Origin of the sequence: Microbacterium californiense, from assembly GCF_047246625.1 — a bacterium.
Lineage (GTDB): Bacteria > Actinomycetota > Actinomycetes > Actinomycetales > Microbacteriaceae > Microbacterium.
Genome location: NZ_JBFOKQ010000001.1, coordinates 2,033,403 through 2,057,439, shown reverse-complemented (window position 1 = coordinate 2,057,439; position 24,037 = coordinate 2,033,403). Strand labels below are relative to the sequence as shown.

General features: G+C 71.4%; 21 protein-coding genes. 6 read left to right on the top strand and 15 right to left on the bottom strand.

Features of this window, described 5'->3' with window-relative positions; all coding sequences use genetic code 11:
- Positions 1-29: 29 nt before the first annotated feature.
- The 4 genes from AB3M82_RS09815 to AB3M82_RS09800 all read right to left on the bottom strand — a co-directional run bounded on the left by AB3M82_RS09815 (position 30) and on the right by AB3M82_RS09800 (position 4,608).
- Entirely contained in the window at positions 30-1,169 is a 1,140-nt protein-coding gene (locus AB3M82_RS09815) for an ROK family transcriptional regulator (RefSeq protein ID WP_412957486.1), read from the bottom strand.
- Positions 1,170-1,400: 231 nt separating this feature from the next.
- Positions 1,401-2,759: an HNH endonuclease signature motif containing protein gene (locus AB3M82_RS09810; RefSeq protein ID WP_412958036.1), complete on the bottom strand. Its 1,359-nt coding sequence runs from the start codon at positions 2,757-2,759 to the stop codon at positions 1,401-1,403.
- On the bottom strand, positions 2,735-3,025 hold the full coding sequence (locus tag AB3M82_RS09805) for a hypothetical protein (protein WP_412955697.1): 291 nt from the start codon (positions 3,023-3,025) through the stop codon (positions 2,735-2,737). The genes AB3M82_RS09810 and AB3M82_RS09805 overlap by 25 nt, the downstream gene beginning before the upstream one ends.
- A 149-nt stretch (positions 3,026-3,174) precedes the next feature.
- Complete coding sequence (locus tag AB3M82_RS09800) at positions 3,175-4,608, bottom strand: gamma-aminobutyraldehyde dehydrogenase (RefSeq protein ID WP_412957484.1); 1,434 nt, start codon at positions 4,606-4,608, stop codon at positions 3,175-3,177.
- Positions 4,609-4,731: 123 nt separating this feature from the next.
- On the opposite strand from AB3M82_RS09800, the gene AB3M82_RS09795 reads away from it, so the two are divergent.
- Both AB3M82_RS09795 and AB3M82_RS09790 read left to right on the top strand, forming a co-directional pair.
- Positions 4,732-6,135 carry an NAD(P)/FAD-dependent oxidoreductase gene (locus AB3M82_RS09795; protein WP_412957481.1) on the top strand — a complete coding sequence of 468 codons (1,404 nt, stop codon included), beginning with the start codon at positions 4,732-4,734 and terminating at the stop codon, positions 6,133-6,135.
- Entirely contained in the window at positions 6,132-6,527 is a 396-nt protein-coding gene (locus AB3M82_RS09790; RefSeq protein ID WP_412957480.1) for a cupin domain-containing protein, read from the top strand. Before AB3M82_RS09795 ends, AB3M82_RS09790 begins: the two co-directional genes overlap by 4 nt.
- Positions 6,528-6,555: 28 nt before the next feature.
- Here AB3M82_RS09790 and AB3M82_RS09785 read toward each other — a convergent pair whose 3' ends face one another.
- The 5 genes from AB3M82_RS09785 to AB3M82_RS09765 all read right to left on the bottom strand — a co-directional run bounded on the left by AB3M82_RS09785 (position 6,556) and on the right by AB3M82_RS09765 (position 11,138).
- Positions 6,556-7,215: a DUF8175 domain-containg protein gene (locus AB3M82_RS09785; protein WP_412957478.1), complete on the bottom strand. Its 660-nt coding sequence runs from the start codon at positions 7,213-7,215 to the stop codon at positions 6,556-6,558.
- A 175-nt stretch (positions 7,216-7,390) separates the two neighbouring features.
- Positions 7,391-8,350: a DNA-methyltransferase gene (locus AB3M82_RS09780; protein WP_412958035.1), complete on the bottom strand. Its 960-nt coding sequence runs from the start codon at positions 8,348-8,350 to the stop codon at positions 7,391-7,393.
- A gap of 53 nt (positions 8,351-8,403) precedes the next feature.
- A complete protein-coding gene (lplAB, locus tag AB3M82_RS09775) occupies positions 8,404-9,453 on the bottom strand; it encodes a lipoate-protein ligase LplAB (protein WP_412957477.1) in 1,050 nt (349 codons plus the stop codon).
- A gap of 67 nt (positions 9,454-9,520) precedes the next feature.
- Positions 9,521-10,375, bottom strand: coding sequence for an alpha/beta fold hydrolase (locus tag AB3M82_RS09770; RefSeq protein ID WP_412957475.1), 855 nt, complete (start codon positions 10,373-10,375; stop codon positions 9,521-9,523).
- Positions 10,376-10,400: 25 nt separating this feature from the next.
- Complete coding sequence (locus AB3M82_RS09765; protein WP_412957474.1) at positions 10,401-11,138, bottom strand: copper homeostasis protein CutC; 738 nt, start codon at positions 11,136-11,138, stop codon at positions 10,401-10,403.
- 62 nt (positions 11,139-11,200) lie between these two features.
- Between AB3M82_RS09765 and AB3M82_RS09760 the strand changes: the two genes are divergently transcribed.
- The 3 genes from AB3M82_RS09760 (at position 11,201) to AB3M82_RS09750 (ending at position 13,528) form a co-directional block, all read left to right on the top strand.
- A complete protein-coding gene (locus AB3M82_RS09760; RefSeq protein ID WP_412957473.1) occupies positions 11,201-11,641 on the top strand; it encodes a MarR family winged helix-turn-helix transcriptional regulator in 441 nt (146 codons plus the stop codon).
- A 5-nt stretch (positions 11,642-11,646) separates the two neighbouring features.
- Positions 11,647-12,981: an MFS transporter gene (locus AB3M82_RS09755; RefSeq protein WP_412958034.1), complete on the top strand. Its 1,335-nt coding sequence runs from the start codon at positions 11,647-11,649 to the stop codon at positions 12,979-12,981.
- 163 nt (positions 12,982-13,144) lie between these two features.
- Complete coding sequence (locus AB3M82_RS09750; RefSeq protein ID WP_412957471.1) at positions 13,145-13,528, top strand: hypothetical protein; 384 nt, start codon at positions 13,145-13,147, stop codon at positions 13,526-13,528.
- Positions 13,529-13,633: 105 nt separating this feature from the next.
- On the opposite strand, the gene AB3M82_RS09745 is transcribed toward AB3M82_RS09750, so the two are convergent.
- From AB3M82_RS09745 to AB3M82_RS09725, 5 genes are all read right to left on the bottom strand, one after another.
- Positions 13,634-14,788, bottom strand: a complete 1,155-nt coding sequence (locus AB3M82_RS09745; RefSeq protein ID WP_412957469.1) for a hypothetical protein — start codon at positions 14,786-14,788, stop codon at positions 13,634-13,636.
- 59 nt (positions 14,789-14,847) lie between these two features.
- A complete protein-coding gene (gene rocD / locus AB3M82_RS09740; protein WP_412957467.1) occupies positions 14,848-16,071 on the bottom strand; it encodes an ornithine--oxo-acid transaminase in 1,224 nt (407 codons plus the stop codon).
- Positions 16,068-16,946 carry a dimethylargininase gene (gene ddaH / locus AB3M82_RS09735; protein ID WP_412957465.1) on the bottom strand — a complete coding sequence of 293 codons (879 nt, stop codon included), beginning with the start codon at positions 16,944-16,946 and terminating at the stop codon, positions 16,068-16,070. The genes rocD and ddaH overlap by 4 nt, the downstream gene beginning before the upstream one ends.
- 421 nt (positions 16,947-17,367) lie before the next feature.
- The gene (locus AB3M82_RS09730) at positions 17,368-21,042 is read right to left on the bottom strand and encodes a bifunctional proline dehydrogenase/L-glutamate gamma-semialdehyde dehydrogenase (RefSeq protein ID WP_412957462.1); all 3,675 of its coding nucleotides are present in this window, start codon (positions 21,040-21,042) and stop codon (positions 17,368-17,370) included.
- A 125-nt stretch (positions 21,043-21,167) separates the two neighbouring features.
- Positions 21,168-21,728 (bottom strand): acyl-CoA thioesterase, encoded by a 561-nt coding sequence (locus AB3M82_RS09725; RefSeq protein WP_412957459.1) that lies wholly within the window; start codon positions 21,726-21,728, stop codon positions 21,168-21,170.
- Between the two features lie 131 nt (positions 21,729-21,859).
- On the opposite strand from AB3M82_RS09725, the gene AB3M82_RS09720 reads away from it, so the two are divergent.
- Positions 21,860-22,366, top strand: a complete 507-nt coding sequence (locus AB3M82_RS09720) for a GNAT family N-acetyltransferase (RefSeq protein WP_412957457.1) — start codon at positions 21,860-21,862, stop codon at positions 22,364-22,366.
- Between the two features lie 115 nt (positions 22,367-22,481).
- Here AB3M82_RS09720 and AB3M82_RS09715 read toward each other — a convergent pair whose 3' ends face one another.
- Positions 22,482-23,633 carry a cytochrome b/b6 domain-containing protein gene (locus AB3M82_RS09715; RefSeq protein WP_412957455.1) on the bottom strand — a complete coding sequence of 384 codons (1,152 nt, stop codon included), beginning with the start codon at positions 23,631-23,633 and terminating at the stop codon, positions 22,482-22,484.
- Positions 23,634-24,037 lie beyond the last annotated feature (404 nt).

The following is a 24,037-nucleotide window of genomic DNA, read 5'->3' as shown; positions in this document are numbered from 1 at the left end:
GGGGTGGTGGTGCGGTCGGGATTCGGGGGTCAGCGGGGCGTCGCACCGGGCGGGGCGAGGATGCGGTCGAACAGCGTCTCGCGCAGAGCGGATGCCGCTTCGCCGACCGCCCCGACGAGCGCGCCCTCGGGCCCGAAGGTCGACTCGACGAAGCGCAGCGGCAGGCGGGGTGCATACTCCTCCCCGACACGGCGCACGGCGTCGGCGAGGAGCGGGTGCGCCGCCTGACCGCTGAGGATGAACGCCTCGGGGTCGAGGACGAGGCCGATGGTGCCGGCGACGATGGCGAGGCGCCGGCCGATCTCGGCGACCATGTGCAGAGACGCCTCGTCGCCCTGCGCGGCAGCTTCGAGGTGCACGTCGAGGGGCGCCGTCGGGTCGAGGCCGCCCGCGAGCGCGAGATCGGCGACCACCTGGTCGTTGATCACCGGGGCACCGATGGGCAGCGGGGACTGCGGGAGGTACGTGACCTCGCCCGCCACCCCGGATGCGCCGCGGTGCACCGCACCGTCGATCACGGTGCCCGCGCCCAGCCCGCCGTCGAGGAGGAGGAGGGAGAAGCTGGCCAGATCGCCGCCGTTGCCGGAGGTGAACTCGGCGAGAGCGGCGAGGTTGACGTCGTTCTCGATGCGGACGGGACACCCGAGCCGATGCGCGAGCGCAGACCGGAAGGCGCCGCCGTCGGGTCCTTGCTCGTCGCGGATGCTGCCGTCGGTCGTGACGATGCCCGGCACGCCGACGACCGCCAGGTGCAGAGGACCCCGCGCGTCGGCTCGGCAGGCGTCGACGAGCTCCGCGATGTGCGCGCCGCGGTCTGCGCGAGGGGGGAACGGGGCGTGCTTCTCGGCGCGCACGGCTCCCGTCGCATCGACCAGGACCACGTGCGCCGCCCGATGGTCGACGTGGATCGCCGCCGCGAAGCCCAGCTCCGGATGCAGCCCGACCCGCGTCGCGGCTGGCCCTCTGCTGCCGCGGTCGATGCCGGCGGGGGCGACGGCTCCGGCGGTCTCGAGCATGCGCAGTACCTGGGTGACCGCGGTGCGCGACAGGCCGGTCGCGTGCATGAGGTCAGTGCGGGTCTGCGCTCCCTCGTTCGCGAGGGATTCGAGGATTGCCCGGCCGTTGAGGACGCGCAGAAGAGTCTGCGGTCCTGCGAGCGGTCTGGACATGCGAGCGATCCCCCCGGGTCAGGTCATTCGAGCATTGCACACCGGTATGCAGTTAATAGACACTTCGCGTCGTATTCGGCCGGTGGGCGAAGAATCCTTTCGTACCGGGGCCCGGGTGACCCCTCGACGATTGCCGACGGAGCCTCCTGCGCAGCAGCGCGCCACCCCGACGATGATGAGCGGGATCGTCGGCCGCTGACCTGCGGTGATCACAGCGGGATGGGGTGTCGGTCAGGCGCGCAGCGGAGTGTGCGTCCGGCGCCGCGTCGCGGACGCCGCCACCGTCGCCGTCGTGTGGCTCGGTGTCGGGCGGTGTGGGGTGCGCCAGGTGCGGTGGGGGTCCCACCAGGCGGGTCCGCGGAGGTGGGGGATGCCGTTCTGCATGCGGATGTCCCACCCGGAGGTGTCGAGGGTGCGGTGGTGGTGCCAGCACAGGGCGACGCCGTTGTCGGTGCTCGTGGGTCCGCCGCGGGCGTGTTCGGTGACGTGGTGGATTTCGCACCATGCTGCGGGAACGTGACAGCCGGGGATGAGGCATTCGCCGTCGCGGAGGGCGATGGCGCGGCGTTGGGCGGTGGTGAAGATCCGGTCGGTGGAGCTGATGCCGGTGATCCGGCCCTCGGGGTCGAACAGCACCCGTTGCACGGTGCCCCCGCAGGCGGTGTGCCGGGCGGCCGCGACGCTGACGGGGGTGTCGATGCCGTCGATGTGCGCCCATCCGCGTCCGGTCGTGTAGTCGCCCGCATCGACGGAGACGACCAGCGTCGGCGCCGCCCCGCCGAGGGTGGGCATGTCCCGGTGCCGGGCGGCGATGCCGAGGGCTGCGGTGAGGGCGTCGTGCTGCTTCTGCGCCCGAGTGCGGGTGTCGATCATCCCGCCGGGATCGCTGCGAGGCAGGATCGACTCGTCGCCCGGTCGACTGTCGGACGTGAGTGAATCCGCGTTCGTCGTCCCTGATGCACGCGAGCCGGACGCGATCGATCCGGACGCGTCGTGCCCCGCCAGGGCATCCGCTGCGTCACTGTCCACGAACCGCACCCCGGGCAGGGGCGGCCCGTCGACTTTCGGGTTCAGGTATGCGTCCCAGATGCGCTGCAGCTGTCCCGCGGTCTCGGGCAGCAACGACCCGCGGATCGGGATGACGCCATGCCGCGCCCGGCCGAGGATGATCCCCCGCTCGCGCATCGCGATCTCCTCCGCCGGGACCGCCCCATCCGGGTCCAGGTACGTCACGATCGCCTGCGCCAGAACCCTCAGATCCTCCGGCGTCCCCGGGGGATTCCTGACCGCGCTCGCCGCGTCGCCCGCCGTGCTCTCGCCGACACCCTCACTGCCGTCCTCAACGGCGTCCCAACCCCGCGCGAACGCGGCCAACTCCGCGTCCGCCTGCAACCGCTCCGCCGCACCGATCCTCCCCGCGGCCTGCTCCACCGGTCCCGTGGCCGCGAGAACCCCCGCGACTCCGACCGCGCCGGACAACAGCGCCTCCCGCAGGGCGGGCCACCGCGCCGGCAGCAGTGCCCCGGTGGTGAACTCGACCTCCCGGTGCACCACCCGCGCCGCTTTCACGACCCGCCCCGCGCCCGCCACGTCCGTGCGGAGCACCCGCTGCAACAGCTCCCCGAGCGTGCGGCATCCGACCCCGCGCAGAACGTCGCCTCACCCGACCCCGCCGGACGCCCGTCGACCGACGCGACCGTCTCCACGACCACCGCATCGACCAGCCGGGACACCTCCCCGGCGGCACGCAGCACCTGCATCTTCGCCGCATCCGACAACCCCACCACCCCGTCTGCAGACAGCACGCGTCGGAGGTCGGTCGCGACCTGATCGAGCATCTCGGCGGGGTTGTTCATACCGCTCAGTCAACACACGGCCACCGACATTCGCCCGCGATATACCCAGTTCACCGCGCAAAACGACTCGGATTGGGGATAACCCCGTCCCACCGCTCAGCAGTGCAGGGAATCTCCCCACCACACCCCGCCACGAGAGAACACGCAGCTCACCCCCACGCGCTCATCACGTGCTTGATGCGCGTGTAGTCGTCGAAGCCGTACTGCGAGAGGTCTTTGCCGTAGCCGGAATGCTTGAAGCCGCCGTGCGGCATATCGGAGACGAAGGGGATGTGCGTGTTGATCCACACGCAGCCGAAGTCCAGGTCGCGCGAGAAGCGCATCGCTCGGGCGTGATCGGTCGTCCAGACCGACGCGGCGAGCGCATACGGCACGTCGTTGGCCATCGCCAGCGCCTCCTCGTCGGAGGCGAACGACTGCACCGTCAGCACCGGGCCGAAAATCTCCCCCTGCACGGCCTCATCGTCCTGCCGCATGCCCGAGACGATCGTCGCCTCCCAGAAGTACCCGCGGTCGCCCTGGCGACGCCCACCGGTCTCGATGCGGGCGTGCGCGGGGAGGCGCGAGACGAACCCCGACACCTGCTCCAGCTGCGCGGCGCTGTTGAGCGGACCGTACAGCACCCCGCCCTCCTGCGGCCCGCCGGTCCGGGCATGGCTTCGCGCCCGCGCGACGAGCGCGGCCACCACCTCGTCGTGTACCGAGGCGTGCACCAGCACCCGGGTCGCCGCCGTGCAGTCCTGCCCGGCGTTGAAGAACCCGCCCGTGACGATGCCCTCGACGGCCTTGTCGAGGTCGGCATCCGGAAACACGATGGCCGGCGCCTTGCCGCCGAGCTCGAGGTGCACGCGCTTGACGTCGCTCGCGGCGGACCGTGCGACCGCCATGCCGGCGCGTACCGAACCGGTGATCGCGACCATCTGCGGGGTCGGGTGCTCCACCAGCGCCACCCCGGTCTCCCGGTCACCCAGCACGACGTTCAGCACGCCTGCAGGCGTGTGGCTGGCGACGATCTCGGCGAGCAGAAGCGTCGACAGCGGCGTCGTCTCGGCGGGTTTGAGCACCACCGTGTTGCCGGCCGCGAGCGCGGGCGCGATCTTCCACACCGCCATGTTGAGCGGGTAGTTCCAGGGCGTGACCTGCCCGATCACGCCGATCGGCTCGCGGCGCACGAACGAGGTGTGCCCGGCGAGGTACTCCCCGGCGGCCCGGCCATCGAGGCTGCGCGCGGCACCGGCGAAGAAGCGCAGCTGGTCCACGGACTGCACGATCTCGTCGGCGACCAGGCTGGCCCGGGGCTTGCCGGTGTCCTGCGACTCGAGATCGGCGAACTCCTCGGCCCGCGCCTCCATCTCGTCGGCGATGCGGAACAGCGCGAGCTGCCGGTCGGCGGGCGTGGTGTCGCGCCAGATCGGGAAGGCGGCGGATGCTGCGGCATAGGCGGCATCGACGTCACTGTGGTCCGACACAGGCAGCCGTCCGTACTCCTCCTCCGTCGCCGGGTCGATCAGCGGCACCGAGCCCGCTCCGGCCACGGGGACGTACCGGCCGCCGACGAAGTTCTGCAACGTCTCTGTGCGCATGGCGTCACAGTAGCGCCCAGCACACGGAATCGGAAGGGAGTGATCGTCGCGTACGACGGAATCGGTTGCCAGCACAGCATCCGACTGTCAATATCGACATATCAGCTCCGCGAGGGAGAGATCATGGGAACCACCGTCTTCGAACGCCGCCTTCCGCCCGCCTCGGTGATCGACGAGTCCCTGCGCGACACGTCGTTCGCCGTCTTCTGGCTCGACGACGTCACCCGCACGCCCTACCCGGCGCTGACCGGTCGCATCGAGGCCGATCTCGTCGTCGTCGGCGGCGGCTACGCCGGTCTCTGGACCGCGGTCCGGGCGAAGGAGCGCGACCCCGACCGCCGTGTCGTCGTGCTGGAGGCCTCGCGGGTCGCGTGGGCGGCCTCCGGGCGCAACGGCGGCTTCTGCGAGGCGAGCATCACGCACGGCCAGGAGAACGGGATGAACCGCTGGCCCGACGAGATGGGCGAGCTCGACCGGCTGGGCCTCGCGAACCTCGACGGCATCGAGGACACCGTGAAGCGATACGGGATGGATGCCGAGTTCGAGCGCACCGGGCAGCTCGCCGTCGCCGTCGAACCGCATCAGGTGGAGTGGCTGCGCGAGGAGGAGGGCTTCCTCGACCGCGACGCCGTGCAGGCGGAGGTGCACTCCCCCACGTTCCTCGCCGGGGCCTGGGAACGCGACACCACGGCGCTCGTTCACCCCGCGAAGCTCGGCCTGGAGCTCGCCCGGGTCGCGACCGACCTCGGCGTCGAGATCTTCGAGCGCACCGTGGTGACCGGGATCGACGGCGACGGGTCGGGACCGATCGCCGCCGTCACGCGTCACGGTCGGGTCACGGCGGAGGCCGTCGCCCTCGCCACCAACGTCTTCCCCTCGCTCCTGCGCCGCAACCGCCTGATGACGGTTCCGGTGTACGACTACGTGCTGATGACCGAGCCGCTCAGCTCGGAGCAGCTCGCCTCGATCGGCTGGAAGAACCGTCAGGGCCTCGCCGACAGCGCCAATCAGTTCCACTACTACCGGCTCACCGCCGACGACCGCATCCTGTTCGGCGGCTACGACGCGGTCTACCACTACGGCGGCAAGGTGCGCCCCGCGTACGAGGACCGGATGGAGAGCCACCGCCGCCTCGCCTCGCACTTCTTCACCACGTTCCCGCAGCTCGAAGGGCTGCGCTTCAGCCACCGGTGGGCCGGGGCGATCGACTCGTCGAGCCGCTTCTGCGCCTTCTTCGGCACCGCCCGCAAGGGACGCGTCACGTACGCCTCCGGGTTCACCGGCCTCGGGGTCGGAGCGGCGCGCTTCGCCGCCGACGTCATGCTCGACAAGCTGAGCGGCCTCGAGACCGAGCGCACGGCGTTGGCGATGGTGCGTGAGCGACCGGTGCCGTTCCCGCCCGAGCCCGCCGCGTCGATCGGCATCAACCTCGTACGGGCGTCGATGGACCGCGCCGACCACAACGAGGGCCGGCGCAACCTCTTCCTCAAGACGCTCGACGCTCTCGGCATGGGGTTCGACTCGTGAGCGGACTGGAGCCGGGCGTGGGCGAGGGGCTGCTGCCCGAGCCGGCGGCGGGCCTGCGGCCGGGCACCTCGGCGGATGCCGCGACCCTCGCCCTCGTGCACACGCCGCTGCCCGCGGCCGACGTCGTCGCCGGCACCCCGACCACCGCCGTGCATCCGCTCGCCCTGCGCGGCGCGACCGAGATCGGGATCTGGGAGATGACGCCGGGCACGGCCTCCGACGTCGAGACCGACGAGGTGTTCGTCGTGCTGTCGGGCCGCGCCCGCATCGCCTTCGACGACCCGGAGCTGGCCGATCTCGAGGTGGGTCCGGGGTCTGTTGTGCGCCTCGCCGAGGGACAGCACACGGTCTGGACGGTCACCGAGACGCTGCGGAAGATCTACATCGCCTGAGTCGGAGCTCGTCCGGCGGTGGTGACGCTCAGTCCCCCGGGTTCACCCACATCGCGAAGTCATCCGCGGTCATTTCCGAGACCTCGCTGAGAGTGCCGTCATCGAGAACCTTCAGCCTCCAATCCCCGCCCGTCCAAACCGTCGTGATCGGAATCCCCACATAGCCGGTCCTGCTTTGCGGTAACGAGAAGACCAACTGGAGCGATGCACGGTCGGGGGTGTACTCGTCCACCCTGAAGCCGACCGGTGTCATCCCCGTTTCGCGCATATCAGCCACGAAATCAGGCGTGTCCGTCGATCTCGCATCCTCGAGGGCGGCAGTCTTGCCGGGCGAATCGATCATATAGAACTCGGTGACGTCGACTCCGGAGTGCTCGGCTGCAGCGAACAGCATCGACGTCGCCGCCAGCGCCGCTCCGACGGGAGACCGCGAGAAGCACACGGCCCATCCGTCCTGGTTCGCGGTCGGGCCCAGCGAATCGGACACGGGCCAGCTGACTCCGTCGACCGCTTCCCAACGCAGGTCATCGGGTGCGCGCTCGAACTCGCCGACGGGGGCGTCGCAGGAGTCGGCTCCGTCGGTGGGTTGCGGTACCGACGCCGATGAGGATTCCGTCACCCGGGGTTGGTCGGTGATCGATGAACATGCCGCAGCTCCGACAAGGCTGGTGATGATCACCGCGATCATGGATAGGCGAACCGCCAGCGGTCTGGCTCTCGGCAGATGTGGCGGACTGTCCGTTCCCATCTTGACGCTTCCTCTCCTCGCGACCCTCCGGTCGAGGGGCGCACAAAAAGCACCCTCGTCGAGGTGACGTGTTCGATGCCGGAATCAATCGTTGGCCTGACAGCGATCGGCAGCGTCAGACGCGGGTGACCACGGCGTGCGGCATCCGCTCCCGCATGATGCGGATCGCCTCGGGGTTGTCGTCCACGAGCACGCTCTCGCGACCCAGCGCCGACGCGACGGCTCCGGTGGTGCCGCTGCCCGCGAAGAGGTCGAGCACGCGGTCGCCCGGGCGGCTCGAGGCGCGGATGATGCGGCGCAGGATGCCCTCGGGCTTCTGCGTCGGATACCCGGTCTTCTCGCGCCCCGTGGTGGGCACGATCGTGTGCCACCATACGTCGGTCGGCAGCTTGCCGCGCGCCGCCTTCTCGGCCGTGACGAGCCCCGGCGCCATGTACGGCTCGCGGTCGACCTCGTCGGCGTTGAACACGTACTCCCGCGGGTTCTTCACATACACGAGGATCGTGTCGTGCTTGGTGGGCCAGCGGCTGCGCGACTTCGCACCGTAGTCGTACGCCCAGATCAGCTCGTTGAGGAACGAGTCACGTCCGAACACCGCGTCGAGCATGACCTTGGCGTAGTGGGCCTCACGGTAGTCGAGGTGCAGATACAGGGTGCCGTTCTCGGAGAGCAGCCGCCACGCCTCTTCGAGCCGGGGCATGAGGAAGTCGCCGTAGTCGTCGAAGCGGTCGTCGTACGTGCGCAGGATGCCGCGCACCCGCTCGTACCGGTGCCCGTGGAAGCCGTGGCGGAACTCCCGCGCGGTGTCGGCGGGTGCGGGCTCTGGGGGTTCCGGTTCGGCGGTCTCCGGTTCTGCGACGGCGTCTGCGGGTTCCTGCTTCCCGGCGGCATCCCGCGGTTCCGCGGACTCGGTCCCCTCGGAATCGGATCCCTGCGGAGACGCCGACGTGCGGCGAGCCGTGACGACCTGCCGCTCGCGCGTGCGCCCGGTGTTGAAGGGCGGGTCGAGGTACACGAGCGTGAACGATCCCGACGGCAGTTCGCGGGCGGCGGCGAGGTTGTCGCCCTCGATGATCGAGACGGCGCCGACCGCCGGAGCCTGCTCCGACGCGAGGGCATCCGTCCCGCTCACGGCACGCGGTGCAGCCACGCGTCCGTGGCGAACTTCGACTCCACGAGCGCCTCGGCGTCGGCGAGCTCGTCCGGAGTGACGGTCCCGTCCTCGGCATCCGTGAGCGAGCGGAACGTCGCGATGAATCGGTCGATGATCTCGGCGCGGGTGAGACCCGTCTGGCTGCGGAGGGGGTCGACGCGCTTCGCCGCCGACGTCGTGCCCTTGTCGCTGAGCTTCTCGCGCCCGATGCGCAGCACCTCGGTCATCGTCTGGCCGTCGATGTCGTACGAGAGGGTCGCATGGTGCAGCACTCCGCCGTTGGCGAGGCGCTTCTGCGCGGCCCCGCCGATCTTGCCCGTCGGGCTCGCGATGTCGTTGAGCGGCTGGTAGACCGCGTCGATGCCGAGGGAGCGCAGCGCCTGCAGCACCCAGTCGTCGAGGAACGCGTACGAGTCGGCGAACGTCATGCCCTGCACGAGCGATGCCGGAACGTAGAGCGAATACGTGACGATCTGCCCGGCGGCCATCATCATCGCGCCCCCGCCCGAGATGCGGCGGACCACGTCGAAGCCGTGCCGCGCGGCCCCCTCGGGGTCGACCTCGTTGCGGTACGACTGGAACGACCCGATCACGACCGCCGACTCGTCCCACTCCCAGATCCGGAGCGTGGGACGCCGGCGCCCCTCGCCGACCCGCGACGTGAGGACCTCGTCGAGCGCGAGGTTCATGCGGGGCGAGACGGCCTCGTCGTGGATGATCTCCCAGTCGAAGTCGCGCCACCCCGGTGCCGTGACGAGCGCCCGGCGCACGGCCGTGCCGACCGCCTCGGGCGTGAATCCGAGCAGCTGCGCGCCCGCGGGGAGCGCACCGCGCACCGCGGCGGCGATGGCCGAGGCATCTGACTCCACCGGGAGCCCGGTCACGGCGGCGTTGATGTCGTCGAGCGCGGAGTCCGGCTCGAGGAAGAAGTCGCCTGCCAGGCGGAACCGCGCGATCGCGCCGTTCTCGATCTCGAGGTCGACGACGACGAGCTTCCCTCCGGGGACCTTGTATTCACCGTGCACGCTTCCAGCCTAGAGCCGGCGGCGTCCCTCCCGGGTGGCTCTCGCACCGGGGGAGGGAAGGCGGGGGTCAGCAGCGGGGGATGCGCGCGGCGAGCCAGGCGAGCGTGTCGGCGCGCACCTCGGCCTGCTGCAGCTCGGCGAACACCTCGTGCCGCGCCTCGGGGTACACCAGCGTGGTCACGTCGGTCAGCCCGGAGCGCGACCGGTACTGGTCGGCCAGGCGGTGCACGCTGCGGGGCCCGCCGACGGGGTCGTCGCGGCCGACGAGCAGCAGCATCGGGATGTCACGCCCGAGGTCCTTGCGGGGCCGCCCGTACAGCCGCGCGGCCTCGATCGGACCGAAGAGCCGCAGAAGGGGCACCCCGGTCGTGAGCGGGTCGTCGTCGAAGGCGGCCCAGATCGCGGGGTCGCGGCTCAGCCACTCGTACCCGGTCGCGTCAGCACCGGCCCAGCGCTTGTTGAGCGGCGCGGCGTTCAGCGATCCCGGCATCCGCAGGGCGGAGCCCGACAGGATCACGGCGTCGTACGCCTCCGGATGCTCGTCCACGAGCATCTGCGCGAGGAACGACCCCCACGAGTGCCCGAGGAGCACGAGGGGCAGGCCGGGGTTCTCGTCGCGGATGAGGCGGGTCAGCTGCCACACGGCATCCTTCGCGGCGCGCAGCCCGCCCTTGCCCAGGCGTCCGAGCCGGGCAGGATCGCCGTGCTGGCGGATGCCGGTGCGCCCGTGCCCGCGATGGTCGTCGGCGTACACGGTGAAGCCGTCGGCGGTGAGCGCCGAGATCAGCGCGCCGTAGCGACCGGCGTGCTCGCCCACGCCGTGCAGCAGCTGCACCGCACCGCGCGGGGTGGTGGTCGCGGGATGGACGTCGTAGACGATGGCGATGCCGTGGGCATCCGTGAACTCGCGGGTCTCCGTCACCCCGGAAGCCTACCGGGGGCGCCGATCACGACCCGAGCGCGTCGCGCACCGCGAAGGCGATGTCGCGGTCCGTCACCTCGTATCCGCCCACGCCGTCGGCCGCGGAGCCCATGCGCACCCCGCCGTCGGAGACGACGCTGCGCTTGGCCGAGAAGTGCAGGGCGTCGACGCCGGTCCCGGCGAGGACGGCGGCGTTCGACGGGTCCACACCGCTGCCGGCCATGATTTCGATACGGCCCTCCGCCGCCGCGACCAGCGTGCGGAGGGTTTCGATGCCGTCGATCGCGGCGGAGGCTCCGCCCGAGGTGAGCACGCGGCGCAGGCCGAGCGCCCGGGCGGCGTCGAGAGTGGCGAGCGGGTCCGGCGTGACGTCGATCGCGCGGTGCAGCGTGACGGATGCCCCCTCCGCCGCGTCCCGGAGGCGCGTCATGACGTCGACGTCGAGCCGTCCGTCCGCGTCGAGCGCGCCGATGACCACGCCGTCGGCGCCGGCCTCGAGCACCCGCCGGATGTCGCGCTCGGTGACCGCGATCTCGTCGGCGGTGTAGTGGAAGTCGCCGCCCCGGGGCCGCACGAGCACGTGCACCTCGACGCCGGCCGCACGCGCGGCCTCGACCGAGAGCTCCAGCGTCGCGGGCGAGGGCGTGAGTCCGCCGAGCGCGAGCGCGGTCGCCAGCTCGACGCGTGCGGCGCCGACCTCCCCGGCGATGCGCACTCCGGCGGGATCTTGCACGGCGATTTCGAGAGCGGGGATTCGGGTCACCGTACCATTGTGCCCGCCAGGACGACCCCAGCCCTCGATTCATTAGATAGACTAACTAAGCAATGGCTGCCTCCGACGACTCCCTCCACGACACCGCGACCGACCTGCGCATGGCGACGTTCCGCCTCGCGCGCCGCCTGCGCTCCGCCCGCGCCGCCGACTCCATGAGCGACGCCCAGCTCGGCGTGCTCGCCGACCTCCGCATGAACGGGCGCCGCACGATCTCGGCGCTCGCCGAACGAGAGCGCGTCACGGCCCCCTCGATGACCAGCACGATCAACGGGCTGGAGGAGCAGGGGTACGTCGTGCGCACGCCCGACGAGGACGATCGGCGCCGCGTGCAGGTCGACATCACGGATGCCGGGGCCGATCTCGTGGTCGAGACCATCCGCCGCCGCGACGTGCTGCTCGCCGACATGCTCGCCGAGCTCGACTTCACCGAGGAGGAGCTCGCGACGCTCCGGGCGGCGAGCGCGCTGATGAGACGGGTGACCGACCGATGAGCGCGATGTTCCGGTCGTTCGCGAACGTCAACTACCGCATCTGGTTCGCCGGGGCGCTCGTCTCCAACGTCGGCGGATGGATGCAGGCGACCGCCCAGGACTGGGTCGTGCTCACGGAGCTCACCGACAACGACGCCACCGCGATGGGCGTCACGATGGCGCTGCAGTTCGGTCCGCCGCTCGTGCTCGTGAGCATGACCGGCTGGGTGGCCGACCGCTTCGATCGGCGCCGCATCCTGCTGGTGACCCAGGGCCTCCTGCTGATGCTGGCGATCGCGGTCGGCGTGCTGCTGCTCAGCGGGGTCATGACGCTCCCGATGATGCTGGGCTTCGCGCTGGGCTTCGGCATCGTGAACGCCTTCGACGCCCCCGCGCGTCAGGCCTTCGTGTCCGACATGGTCTCGGCATCCGACACGTCCAACGCCGTCGCGCTCAACTCGGCCTCGTTCAACCTCGCCCGCATGATCGGACCGGCCGTCGGCGGACTGCTCATCGTGGCGATCGGCTCGGGGTGGGTGTTCATCGTGAACGCCGCGACGTTCCTCGCGATGCTGCTGGCGCTGATGCTGCTGCGGGTCGGTCTGCTCGCGAAGCGACCCAAGAGCCGCGGGCGCGGAGGGCTCGCGGCCGGATTCCGCTACGTGTGGGGACGGAGCGACCTGCGCGTGGTGTTCGTGACCGTGTTCCTCATCGGCGCCTTCGGCATGAACTTCCCGATCTTCGCCTCGACCATGGCGCTCGAATTCGGCGCCGGCGCCGACGGCTACGGCGTGCTCTCGTCGATCCTGGCGATCGGGTCGCTCGCCGGTGCGCTGCTGGCCGCGCGACGCGACCGCGCCCGGGTGCGCGTGGTGATCCTCGCGGCCGGCGGGTTCGGCGTCGCCGCGTTCCTCTCGGCCGCAATGCCCACCTACCTCACGTATGGCGCGATGCTGGTGTTCGTCGGGTTCATGACGGTGACCCTCCTGACGACGGCCAACGGATACGTGCAGATCACGACCGATCCGGCGCTGCGCGGACGGGTGCTCGCGCTCTACATGGCGGTCATCATGGGCTCCACGCCGATCGGCGCACCGATCGCGGGGTGGGTGGCCGACACGTTCGGTCCGCGCGCGGCGATCATGCTCGGCGGCACGGCGGGACTCGTGGCCTGCGTGATCGGTGCGGTCTGGGTTTTCACGTCCGGGCGCCTGCACCGCGACCAGAACCGGCGGTTCCTGCTCACGCTCGACGAGACGCGTCCGCTCAGCGTGATCGACCCGGTGGATCCGGTCGAGTTCAGCGACGAGGCCGCGGTGACGACGCCCATCCGGTCCCCGCGCACGCCGCCCACTCCGTGACGTCCGCGCGCGGGCGTCCGTTCATCCGTGCGAAACGCCGGCCACCGAGAGCCCATGGCCACCGTTTCCCACCGATCAGCGACGGCGCGAGCGCCCGAGTAGGCTTTCCGCCGAGTTGTCAATGGGTTCTCCGACAGCGGGACGCGGGCGTAGCGTCGCCGACATGACTGATGACAACAGCACCCCGCACCCGCAGGAGCCCGCCGAGGGCGGCGAAGACCAGGGCGTGCCCGACGAGGGCGGCCAGGGCGGCGCGATCCAGGGCGACAGCTCGCACGGGGACTCCCCGCGCGGACCGATCCAGGGCGAGGCCGACGACGAGGACCCGGGCGACCAGCACGGAAACCAGGGCGCCGCGCAGGGCGGGGCGATCCAGGGCGACAGCTCGCACGGCGATTCGCCGCGCGGCGCCATCCAGGGCGACGCCGGACCCGAGCGGGATGCCGCGCTCGGCGGCGACGAGACCACCGAGCGTCAGCTCGACGCAGACACCGCGACCGAAGAGGACACCCTCAAGACCCTCGACCCGTCAGACCCGCCGGCGTAACCCCCAGTCGCGTCGGCGTGCGCCTCCCCAGGGCGCCGCAACCACCCCCGCGCGTGCGGACCCCCTTCCGCATGAACGAACGGGGGTGGTTCGCGTGTACGGGCCTCAGCCCAGCGGCGGCCACTCGTCGAAGCGGTAGGTGCGCGACCTGTCCTCCTCGGTGGGCTCCAGCCCGAGCTCCTCGCGGATGCCGTACTTCTCGCCCCACCAGATCGGGCTGGTCATCTCGACCCGGACCGTCTCGGCTCCCAGCCCCTCGAGGCGCAGGGTGAAGCCGTCGTCGTCGGTCGCCTCGAGCCGTCCCGTCGCGGGCAGGTCCCACCCGGCCGCGCGCAGCTCCTCGACGATCGACGCCGCATCGAGGCTCCGCGCGTCCGCTCCCTCCAGCACGAACCGGATGTCGAACCCGTAGCACTCGGCATCCGCCTGCTCGCACTCCCGGTCCCTCGACCCGAACGTGCTCTGTCCGAGGTACCGGCCGTCCTCCGAGCGGATGCGCCAGCCGTCCTCCGCGACGATCCCCCGCACCGACGACAGCCGCTCCTGCGTGAGGGCGTAGCGCTCCTGCGCGAGCGCGGCCTGGGCGGCGATCGGCAGGGCTTCGGCCTCGACCACCGTGACGCCGGCGGCATCGCGCTGCTGCGCCGTGACGACGACGCCCGCCTGCACCGCGGCGACCAGCAGCGCGGGCACCACGAACGCGGCGATCCAGGTCACGGCGGTCCACGACGCGGGCAGCGCCGGCGGGGAGGCCGGTCGGAGCAGGCACGCCAGCACCAGCACCGTCGTCCAGGCGACGAGCGCCACCACGATCGAGCCGACGTACAGGCCCTCCTCGTAGCGCTGCGACAGCGGAGCCGTGACCGCGGCGCGCAGCAGGGAGTCGATCGAGCCGGAGTCGCCGGCGCCGGGCATCGTGATCGCGGCGGTGAACCAGGCCCACCAGTTCAGGAACAGCAGTCCCGCGATCGGTCCGGGTGTGGTCGCATGGCCGCGGCGACGCAGGATGAAGCGGGGCAGGGCTCCGAGCAGGCCGGACGCGGGTACCACGATCGGCGAGGCGAAGGCGAGCATGAGCGTCTCCCACCCGCCGCTGCCGAGGAAGCCGTGGAAGACGACGAACACCGGGACGATCCAGTTCATCCACGGCCACAGGACCCAGACGAACCCGAGGATGCCGCCGGGCGCCGGTCGCTGCGGTGCGGGCATCGGCCACGCGGGCGCACCCGCGGCCACCGCCTCCGGAGACTGATAAGCCATCGTTCCCCCTCCGCCGCCAGCCTAGCGAGCGGACGGAGGGGACGACGGATGCCGTGGCGCTACGCGCCCAGCACGACCTTCAGCTGCTCGACGGCCCAGTCGAGCTCGGTCGCGCGGACCACGATCGGCGGGGCGATGCGGATGGTCTGCCCGTGGGTGTCCTTCACCAGCACGCCGCGCTCGAGCAGCTTCTCGGCGATGTCGCGGCCCGTGCCCCGCGCCGGGTCGATGTCGACGCCCGCCCAGAGCCCGGCGATGCGCACGGCGGTGACCCCGTGCCCGACGAGCGGCTGCAGCTTCTCGGCGAGGTGGTCGCCGAGCGCGCGGGCGCGCTCCTGGAACTCGCCCGACTCGAGCATCTCGACCACGCGCAGGCCCACGGCCGCCGCGAGCGGGTTGCCGCCGAACGTGGAGCCGTGCTCGCCCGGCCGGATCACGCCCAGCACATCGGCGTTCCCGACGACGGCCGAGACGGGAAGGATGCCGCCACCGAGGGCCTTGCCCAGCAGGTACAGGTCGGGCACGACGCCTTCGCGGTCGCAGGCGAACGTCTCGCCGACGCGGCCGAGTCCGGATTGGATCTCGTCGGCGACGAACAGGACGTTCTTCTCGTCGCAGATCTCGCGGATCCGGCGCAGGTAGCCCTCCGGCGGGATGACGACGCCGGCCTCGCCCTGGATGGGCTCGACCAGCACGGCGGCCGTGTCGTCGGTGATGGCGGCGGCCACGGCATCCGCGTCTCCGAAGGGCACCACGTCGAAGCCGGGCGTGTACGGGCCGAAGCCGTCGCGCGCCTGCTCGTCGTCGCTGAAGCTCACGATCGTCGTGGTGCGGCCGTGGAAGTTTCCGGCCGCGACGATGATGCGCGCCCGCCCCTCCGGGATGCCCTTGACGCGGTAGCCCCAGGCGCGCGCGACCTTGATGCCGGTCTCGACGGCCTCGGCGCCGGTGTTCATCGGCAGCACGACGTCTTTGCCCGCGAGCCCCGCGAGGGCGGCGGCGAACGGCTCGAGCCGGTCGCTCATGAACGCGCGGCTGACGAGCGTGACGCGACCGAGCTGGTCGGTGAGCGCGGCGACGAGGGCCGGATGCCGGTGGCCGAAGTTCACGGCCGAGTACCCGGCGAGCAGGTCGAGGTAGCGCCTGCCCTCGACGTCGGTGACCCAGGCACCCTCACCGCGTGCGATCGTGACGGGCAGCGGGTGGTAGTTGTGCGCGACATGCGGCTCGGCCGAGGCCTGCACCGGGTCCGCGGCGTCGACCACGGCATCCACCGACGTCACTTCGCACCCCGCAGTTCGAGGGTGCAGCACTTGATGCCGCCGCCGCCGAGCAGCAGCTCGGAGAGGTCGACCGTGATCGGGTTGTAGCCGCGCTCGCGCAGCTGCTTCTCGAAGCCCTTCGCCCGCGGTGAGATGATGACGTTGTAGCCATCGCTGGCGGAGTTCAGGCCGAAGACCGCTCCGTCCTCGTCCGACACGAGGATCGCGTCGGGGAAGCGGTCCTCCAGGATCGCGCGGCTCTCGGCGTCGAACGCGCCGGGGAGGTACGCGATGTTGGCGCGCTCGGGCCCGCCGTTCTCGACGCCCTGCACCGGGTCGAGCACGGCGATCGCCGTGTCGAGGTGGTAGAAGCGCGGGTCGGTCAGGTTCAGGGTGACGACCTCGCGGCCGAACACCTCGCCGACCTCGCGGTGGCTGTGACCGGTCGAGCGGAAGCCCGTGCCGGCGAGGATCACGTCGCCGACGAGCAGGAAGTCGCCCTCGCCCTCGTTGACCTCCTTGGGCAGCACCGTGTCGTAGCCGTGGGCGCGGAACCACTCGGCGAAGGCGGGGGCCTCGCCCTGGCGCTCGACGAAGCGGAACTCGGGGACGTAGGCGCGACCGTCGATCACGAATCCGCCGTTGGCCGTGTAGACCATGTCGGGGTAGCCGGCGAGAGGCTCGATGAGCTCGACCTCGTGACCCAGCTCGAGGTACAGGTCGTACAGCTTCTGCCACTGCTCGACCGCGCGCGCGGTGTCGGTCGGCTTGCTCGGCTCCATCCACGGGTTGATGGAGTAGTTGACCGTGAAGTGCTCAGGGCGGCACATCAGGTAGCGGCGGTGGTGGGCAGTGCGCGCGGGCGCGGTCTGCACGGCGGTCTCAGGCGTCGACATGGATGCTCCTCGGAGAACGGGTGCGGCGGACGCTGTCCAGGGGCCCGGCGGTCCTTCGACCCGCGGCTCTCGTGAGGGGAGGCGGGGAAGATGCGACTCGGGCACGCCGCGTACATTCTGTCACCCGGAGGCTGTGGGGCACCAGAGCGGGGTCGGTCCGGGGCACGAGGGGCCCCGATCACGCGAGGCGCCTCGATCACGTGAAGGCCAGGACCACGCGATCGGCCTCGATCACGTGAGGGTCGGGATCACGCGAGGGGCCAGGAAACGCCCCGTCCGCGGCATCCAATGCGGCGTGTCTTGACCCCTCGGCGGACGGGTCACGTCGGGAGGCGCGCACCCCGGTTCCTGAGCGAGGCGCGGAGCACCCCACCCCGGTTCCTGAGCGAGGAGCGGAGCGACGAGACGAAGGACGAGCCCCTCAGATGACGTCGGCGAACACGGGGTCGGGGTTGCCGAAGCGGTGCGCGGTGATCGAGATCGCCTGCTCGTGCACGAACGGCAGCAGCTCGATGCGCCCGGCCGAGGTCACCTCGCCGTCGTAGATCGCGAGGTCGGGATCGCCGTCCACGGCGGTCGCGAGAGCGGCATGTGCGGCCGCGACCTCCGCGCGCGACCCGACCAGACGCACACGCCCCGCACGGGGCACCGCGACCTCCGCCTCGCCCTGCACCTCGTCCTCCCGGCGCACGATGCGGGCGAGCCACTCCCCCTCGGTCTCCAGGAACACCGGAGCGTCGAGGTCACCCAGCGCATGCCGCACCGCGGCGGGCAGTCCCGCCGAGACCGAGAGCACGAAGGGCGCTCCCGCTCGCACCGCGGCGATCACCGTCCGCAGCACCTCCTGCAGCGCGGCATCCGCCGTCGCCCGCAGCTCGACGGGCACGGGCCGGTACCGGAAGAGGTTGCGCTCGACGCCCAGCTGCGAGACGTCGCGCACCTGCCCGAACTCTCGATCCCAGGCGAGCGCGTCCGACAGTGCCGCACGCCGCAGCCACTCGAACTCCTCGAAGGCGAGCGACGGCTGAGCCGACTCGATGAGCGCCGTGATGCGGGAGTCCAGCCCTCGGAGGTGCAGCGTGCTCGACGCGGCCGCCGAGGTCCGCGAACGCCACGAGCCGAGGCCGATCAGGTAGTTCGGACCCCCGGCCTTGGCGCCCGGTCCGACCGACGACCTCTTCCAGCCGCCGAACGGCTGCCGCTGCACGATCGCCCCGGTCACCCCCCGGTTGACGTAGAGGTTGCCGGCCTGCACACGGTCGAGCCAGAGGGCGAGATCGCCGGGGTCCTGCGTGTACAGGCCGGCCGTGAGCCCGTAGGCCACGGCGTTCTGCATCTCGATCGCGCGCGCCAGCGTCGGCGCGTACATCACGCCGAGCACGGGACCGAAGAACTCCTCGAGGTGGAACCGCGACCCCGGCTGGACTCCGACGCGCACGCCCGGGCTCCAGAGCCTGCCGCTGCCGCCGTCGGCCGCGGAGAGCGTGGGGGCGATCAGCCACCTCTCGTCGCCCTCGAGCTCGGTCAGCGCCCAGGCCAGCTTGCCCTGGGGCTTCTCGATCACCGGGCCGACCTCGGCGAGCGGGTCGGTGGGCCACCCGACGTGCAGGGAGCGCACGGCATCCGCCAGCTGCCGCGCGAAGCGCTGCGAGCGCCCGACCGGTCCGACGAGGATCGCGAGGGATGCCGCGGAGCACTTCTGCCCCGCGTGGCCGAAGGCGCTCTTCACGAGGTCGGCGACGGCGAGGTCGAGGTCGGCCGAGGGGGTGATGATCATGGCGTTCTTGCCGCTGGTCTCGGCGAGCAGCGGCAGGTCGGGGCGCCACGAGCGGAACAGCGCCGCCGTGTCCCACGAGCCCGTGAGGATGACACGATCGACGGCGTCGTGCGTGATCAGCTGCTGACCGAGCGACCCTTCCTCGATGTCGACGAGTGTGAGCAGCTCGCGCGGCACGCCCGCGTCCCACAGCGCCTCGGCGACGACCGCTGCGCACCGTCGCGCCTGGGGAGCGGGCTTGAACACGACCCCGGATCCGGCGGCGAGAGCCGCGAGCACCCCGCCCGCCGGGATCGCGAGCGGGAAGTTCCACGGCGGCGTGACGACGGTGACGGATGCCGGGACGAAGGCCGCGCCGGCGACCGCGTCGAGCTCCCGGGCCTTCGCGGCGTAGTAGCGCGCGAAGTCGACGGCCTCGCTCACCTCGACGTCGGCCTCGGCGAAGACCTTCCCGGTCTCGGACGCGGCGACCTCGATGAGCTCCCCGCGGCGGGCCTCGAGCGCGGCGGCCGCCCGGAGCAGCACCTCGGCCCGGTCCGCGGCGGCACGCGATCCCCAAGCCGGCGCGGCATCCTGCACTCCCCGCACGATGCGTTCGAGGGCGGCGTCCTCGTCGACCCGCGCCGCGGCGAGGGTCTCGGCACCCGCGGTCGAGCCCGCGATACGCGCGCGCACGCCGGCGGCCCACTCGCGGTTGGCGGGGAGGGCCGGGTCGCTGTCGGGGGTGTTCGCGAAGCCCGGCGCGCCGCCGGTGCCGTCGTTCCCCTCGCGCGCCGAGTAGACCGCGGTCTCGAGGAACTGCTCGGCCTCGAATCCGCCGTCCCGCTCCGATCCGCGGGAGATGCCGAGGACGGCCTTCGTCAGCCCCTCCTCGGGTTGCGGAGCGGCGGGCAGCGGCCGGGTGGACTCCTGCACCGGGGCGAGGCGGTCCTGCGTGCGGCGCGGACCGATCGGCAGCGTCGGGTCGGCCGAGCGCTCGAGGGCGTCGAGGAACCTGTCCTGCTCGCGCACGAAGAGCGTCTCGTCATCGTTCAGCCGGAACGCGGCGGAGAGGAAGTTGTCGGCCGAGGCGTTCTCCTCCAGCCGTCGCACGAGGTAGCTGATGGCGACGTCGAACTCGGCCGGAGCGACCAACGGCACGTAGAGCAGCACGGGTCCGACCTCGCGCGAGACCGCCTGCACCTGGCCCTGCGCCATGCCGAGCAGCATCTCGAACTCGACATGCTCGCGCACCCCGCGCTCCCCCGCGAGGAGCCAGGCGTAGGCGATGCCGAAGAGGTTGTGGCCGGCGACGCCCAGGCGCACGGCGGAGGTGCGCTCGGGCTGCATCGCCCACTCGAGGCAGCGGAGATAGTTGGCGTCGGTGTCGAGCTTCGTGTCGTAGGTCGCCGGGGTCCAGCCGTGCAGCGTCGCCTCGACGTGCTCCATCGCGAGGTTGGCGCCCTTCACGAGGCGCACCTTGATGGGCGCGCCGCCGCGTGCGACCCGGTCGCCCGCCCAGGCGGTGAGCTCCTGCAGGGCGGGGAGCGCGTCGGGCAGGTAGGACTGCAGCACGATCCCGGCGTGGAGGTCTGCGAGGCGCGGGTCTTCGAGGATGCGAGTGAACACCGCGATCGTCAAGTCGAGATCCCGATATTCCTCCATGTCGAGGTTGAGGAACGTGCCATCGGATGCCGCGGTCAGATACAGCGGCAGCAGTCGCTCCACCACCCGATCGACGACCTCGTCGAACGCCCACATCGAGATGCGGCTGATGATCGCCGAGACCTTGACCGAGACGTAGTCCACGTCCGGTCGACGGATCAGCTCGTGGATGCCGTCGAGCCGACGCTGCGCCTCGGCCTCGCCCAGCACCGCCTCGCCCAGCAGGTTGAGGTTCAGGCGGGCTCCCGATTCGGCGATCTTCGCGATCGCCGGTCCCAGCTTCGCCGGACGGGCGTCGACCACGAGGTGCCCGACCATCTCACGCAGCACGCGGCGCGCGATCGGCACGGTCGGCGCCGGCAGGATCGGCGCGACCCCGCCCCCGTGCTTGACGGCGCCGCGCAGGTACCAGGGCAGGAACTCCGGCACGATCGGCGCGATCCGGTGCAGGCGGGAGGCCGCAGCACCCAGGCTCTCGGGCCGCATCACGCCGTCGACGAAACCGAGCGTGAACGGCAGTCCGTTCTCGTCCTGCAGCACCCCGGCCAGCCTCGCAGCCGCCGGGTCGACGTCGGCCGCCGCGGCCTCGATCACCCACCGGCGCGCGAGCGCGACGGCCCGATCGGCCAGAGGGGCGGATGCCGCGGCATCCGATGCGGGAGACGACTCTGCCATGCCTCTCACACTATGGCGCGCACACGCCGGTCCGCCGCTGCCTCGCCCGTGATCCCGCGGGTTCGAGGCCGGAGCGGGGTGCGGCGCGACACGACTCCGCGCAGGATCAGGGAGAAAAAGAAGAGTCAGCTCCAGTCGCTCGGAGCCGATGCGCGCACGGGCGGGAGCGCGGATGCCGCGGCCCAGTCGTGCACCCAGGCGTCGATCTCGGGCACACCCTCGGGCTTGCCGACCGCGGCGAACAGCTCCTCGTTCGACACCGTGCCGCCGGTGCGGCGCAGCATCCGCGCCCGGACGATCGCCCGCGCATGGATCTCTCCCCGCACGACCGCGCGGTGCTCGAGGAACAGCGCCTTCTCGTCGTGCCCGATGAACCGCGACTGCACCTCGAACCGCTGCCACGGCACGAGCGACTTGCGGAACGTGATGGTCTCGCTCGACACGACCGCGTACCAGCCGCGGTCCTTCATGGCGTCGAACAGGCCGGTGCGGATCAGCAGATCCCAGCGCCCGAGATCGAACAACGACAGGTACCGGCCGTTGTTCATGTGCCGCAGGATGTCGATGTCGGTCGGCATCGTGGTGAGGCGGATGCTGCCCACCGCCGTCGGATCGAGACCCTTGCCGCGACGCACGCGGGAGCGGGCACGGAAGATCACGAGGAGGGTGCGCCAGATCACATTCACGAGGATCGATCGTATTCATCGGCGCATGAACGGCGAAGATCGTTGTCGGTTTCCTCCAGCAGCGCGGAACGCCCTCGGCGCAGCATCCGCTCGATTTCCGGATCGCGGATGCCGCGCGTAGAGTCACGACCATGAGCGCCGATGCCCAGCCTGAAGTCATTGTCCGTCCGGTCCGTGATGTGGATGCGGAAGCCCTCGGTCGCGTGCACGCCCAGTGCTGGCACGAGACCTACGACCACCTGATCAGCAAGGCCGCACTGGAGAAGGTGTCCCCGCGCCGCATGGCCGAGCTCTGGACGCACTGGGCCGCGCAGGGCCCGGACTTCCGTATGAGCGCCGCGCTCGTCGACGGCGAGATCGTGGGCTTCTCCGGCTCCGGCCCCGCCCGCGACCGCGACGCCCCCGCGCTGCGCGAGCTGTACTTCATCTACCTCCTCGACGCGTACCACTCCACCGGCATCGGCCAGAAGCTCTTCGACGCCTCGGTCGACAAGGACGAGCCGCTGTACCTCTGGGTCGCCGAGGACAACCCCCGCGCCCACCGCTTCTACACGCGCAACGGCTTCACGCTCGACGGCGCGAGCCACACGGAGCCCTTCCTCGGTGAGACGCTGACCGAGGTCCGCTTCGTCCGCTGAGCCCCGCGGCTTGTGTCGCTCGCGCCGAGCCACCCCTTTTCCCCCGAGACACCCCCTTGCATGACGTCTGCAAGGGGGTGTCTCGCGCATATAGGGGTGGTTCGACCCGGGGGGGTCAGCGGCCGGAGACGTTGCCGAACACCTTCGCGATCGGGGCGATCACGAGCGGGCGCGCGGCGACCCAGCCCAGGGCGATAACGACCAGCGAGGCGATGAACACCCAGAAGCCCGTCCAGGTGACGGCATCCTGCGAGGCGTACATGTGATTGAGGTTGCGGAGGAATCCGGTCAGCATGACCAGCGCCACGTGGGCGATGATGAACGCCACGAAGTACAGCATCACCGGGAAGTGCAGCGCCCGCGCCCACTCCACGGGGTACGCCTTCGACAGGCGCTCCGCCTTCTTGGGCCACAGGCCCGACATGCGGTACCCGGTGATCGCGGCCAGCGGTGCGGCGAGGAACACCGTCACGAAGTACGCGAGCTGCTGCAGGGAGTTGTAGTTGTTCCAGCCGTTCTCGTGCGGCCAGTCGAACGAGACGTACTGCAGCGCCGCCGACAGGGCGTTCGGGAGAACCTCCCAGCTCGTCGGAACGATGCGCACCCAGTGCCCGGTGGTGAACAGCAGCACCACGAAGATCACGCCGTTGACCAGCCACAGGATGTCGAGCGCCTGGTGGAACCAGATCGTCAGGCTGGTCTTGCCCTTCGGGTTGTTCCGGGGCGTCCAGAAGACGGTCGGGCGCTTCTCGGTGCGGATCTGCAGGCCGGTGCGGATGATGAGCACCATCAGGAACGCATTGAAGAAGTGCTGCCACCCGACCCACGGCGCGAACCCGGGCTCGACGGCGATCGGCGACACGTACTCGCCCGGGAACGCGGCCAGGAAGTCCTGCATGAACGGGAGGCTGAGGAGAGCGCGGACCAGCGCCACCGCCGCCCCGGCAAGAACGCCCAACGCGGCGGCCCCGAACAGCACGGCGATCGCCTGGGTCCAGGTCGGGCGACGGCGAGCGGATGCCGCAGCCGGCGCTCCGGGGAGGTGACGCGGCGCGCGACCGTTCCAGACGGTGCGGGGCTGCGTCAGGGGCCTTTCGTCTCGCTGCGCGGGTGACGACGGGCGCTCCGGAACCGGGATGGGAGCGTGCTCCGTCACGGGGGCGGGCTCCGCGACGGGGACGGGTTCGGCGACGGGGACAAGTTCGGCCGTGGAGACGGGTTCGGCGGTGGAGACGTTCGCCGCGGGGCGCGCGGAGGAGAGCGGCACGGTCCCGGCGGGGGGCCACGGCTCGGCGCCCGGCGTGCGCGGCAGCCCCCGGCGGATGCGTGGCGCGCCGGTGTCGTCCTGCGGGGTCGGCCCTTGGTCTCGCTGCGCGGTTCCCGAGCGAGGCCCTTCGTCTCGCTGCGGTCGCTCAGGAACCGGGGTGGCAGCCTGCGGGCTCGGCTCTTCGCCTGCCTGCGCGGGGGGCGAAGGGAGCTCGACGGCGACGGCGGGCGGCCACGGCTCGCCGCCCGGCACGCGCGGCAGGCCGCGGCGGATGCTCGGTACGGCGGCACCGTTTTGCGAGACCGGCCCTTCGTCTCGCTGCGCTCGCTCAGGAACCGCGGAGCGACGAGACGAAGGGCGCTCAGGAACCGCGCGGCCGGGGACCGGGAGGACGGAGGGCCAGG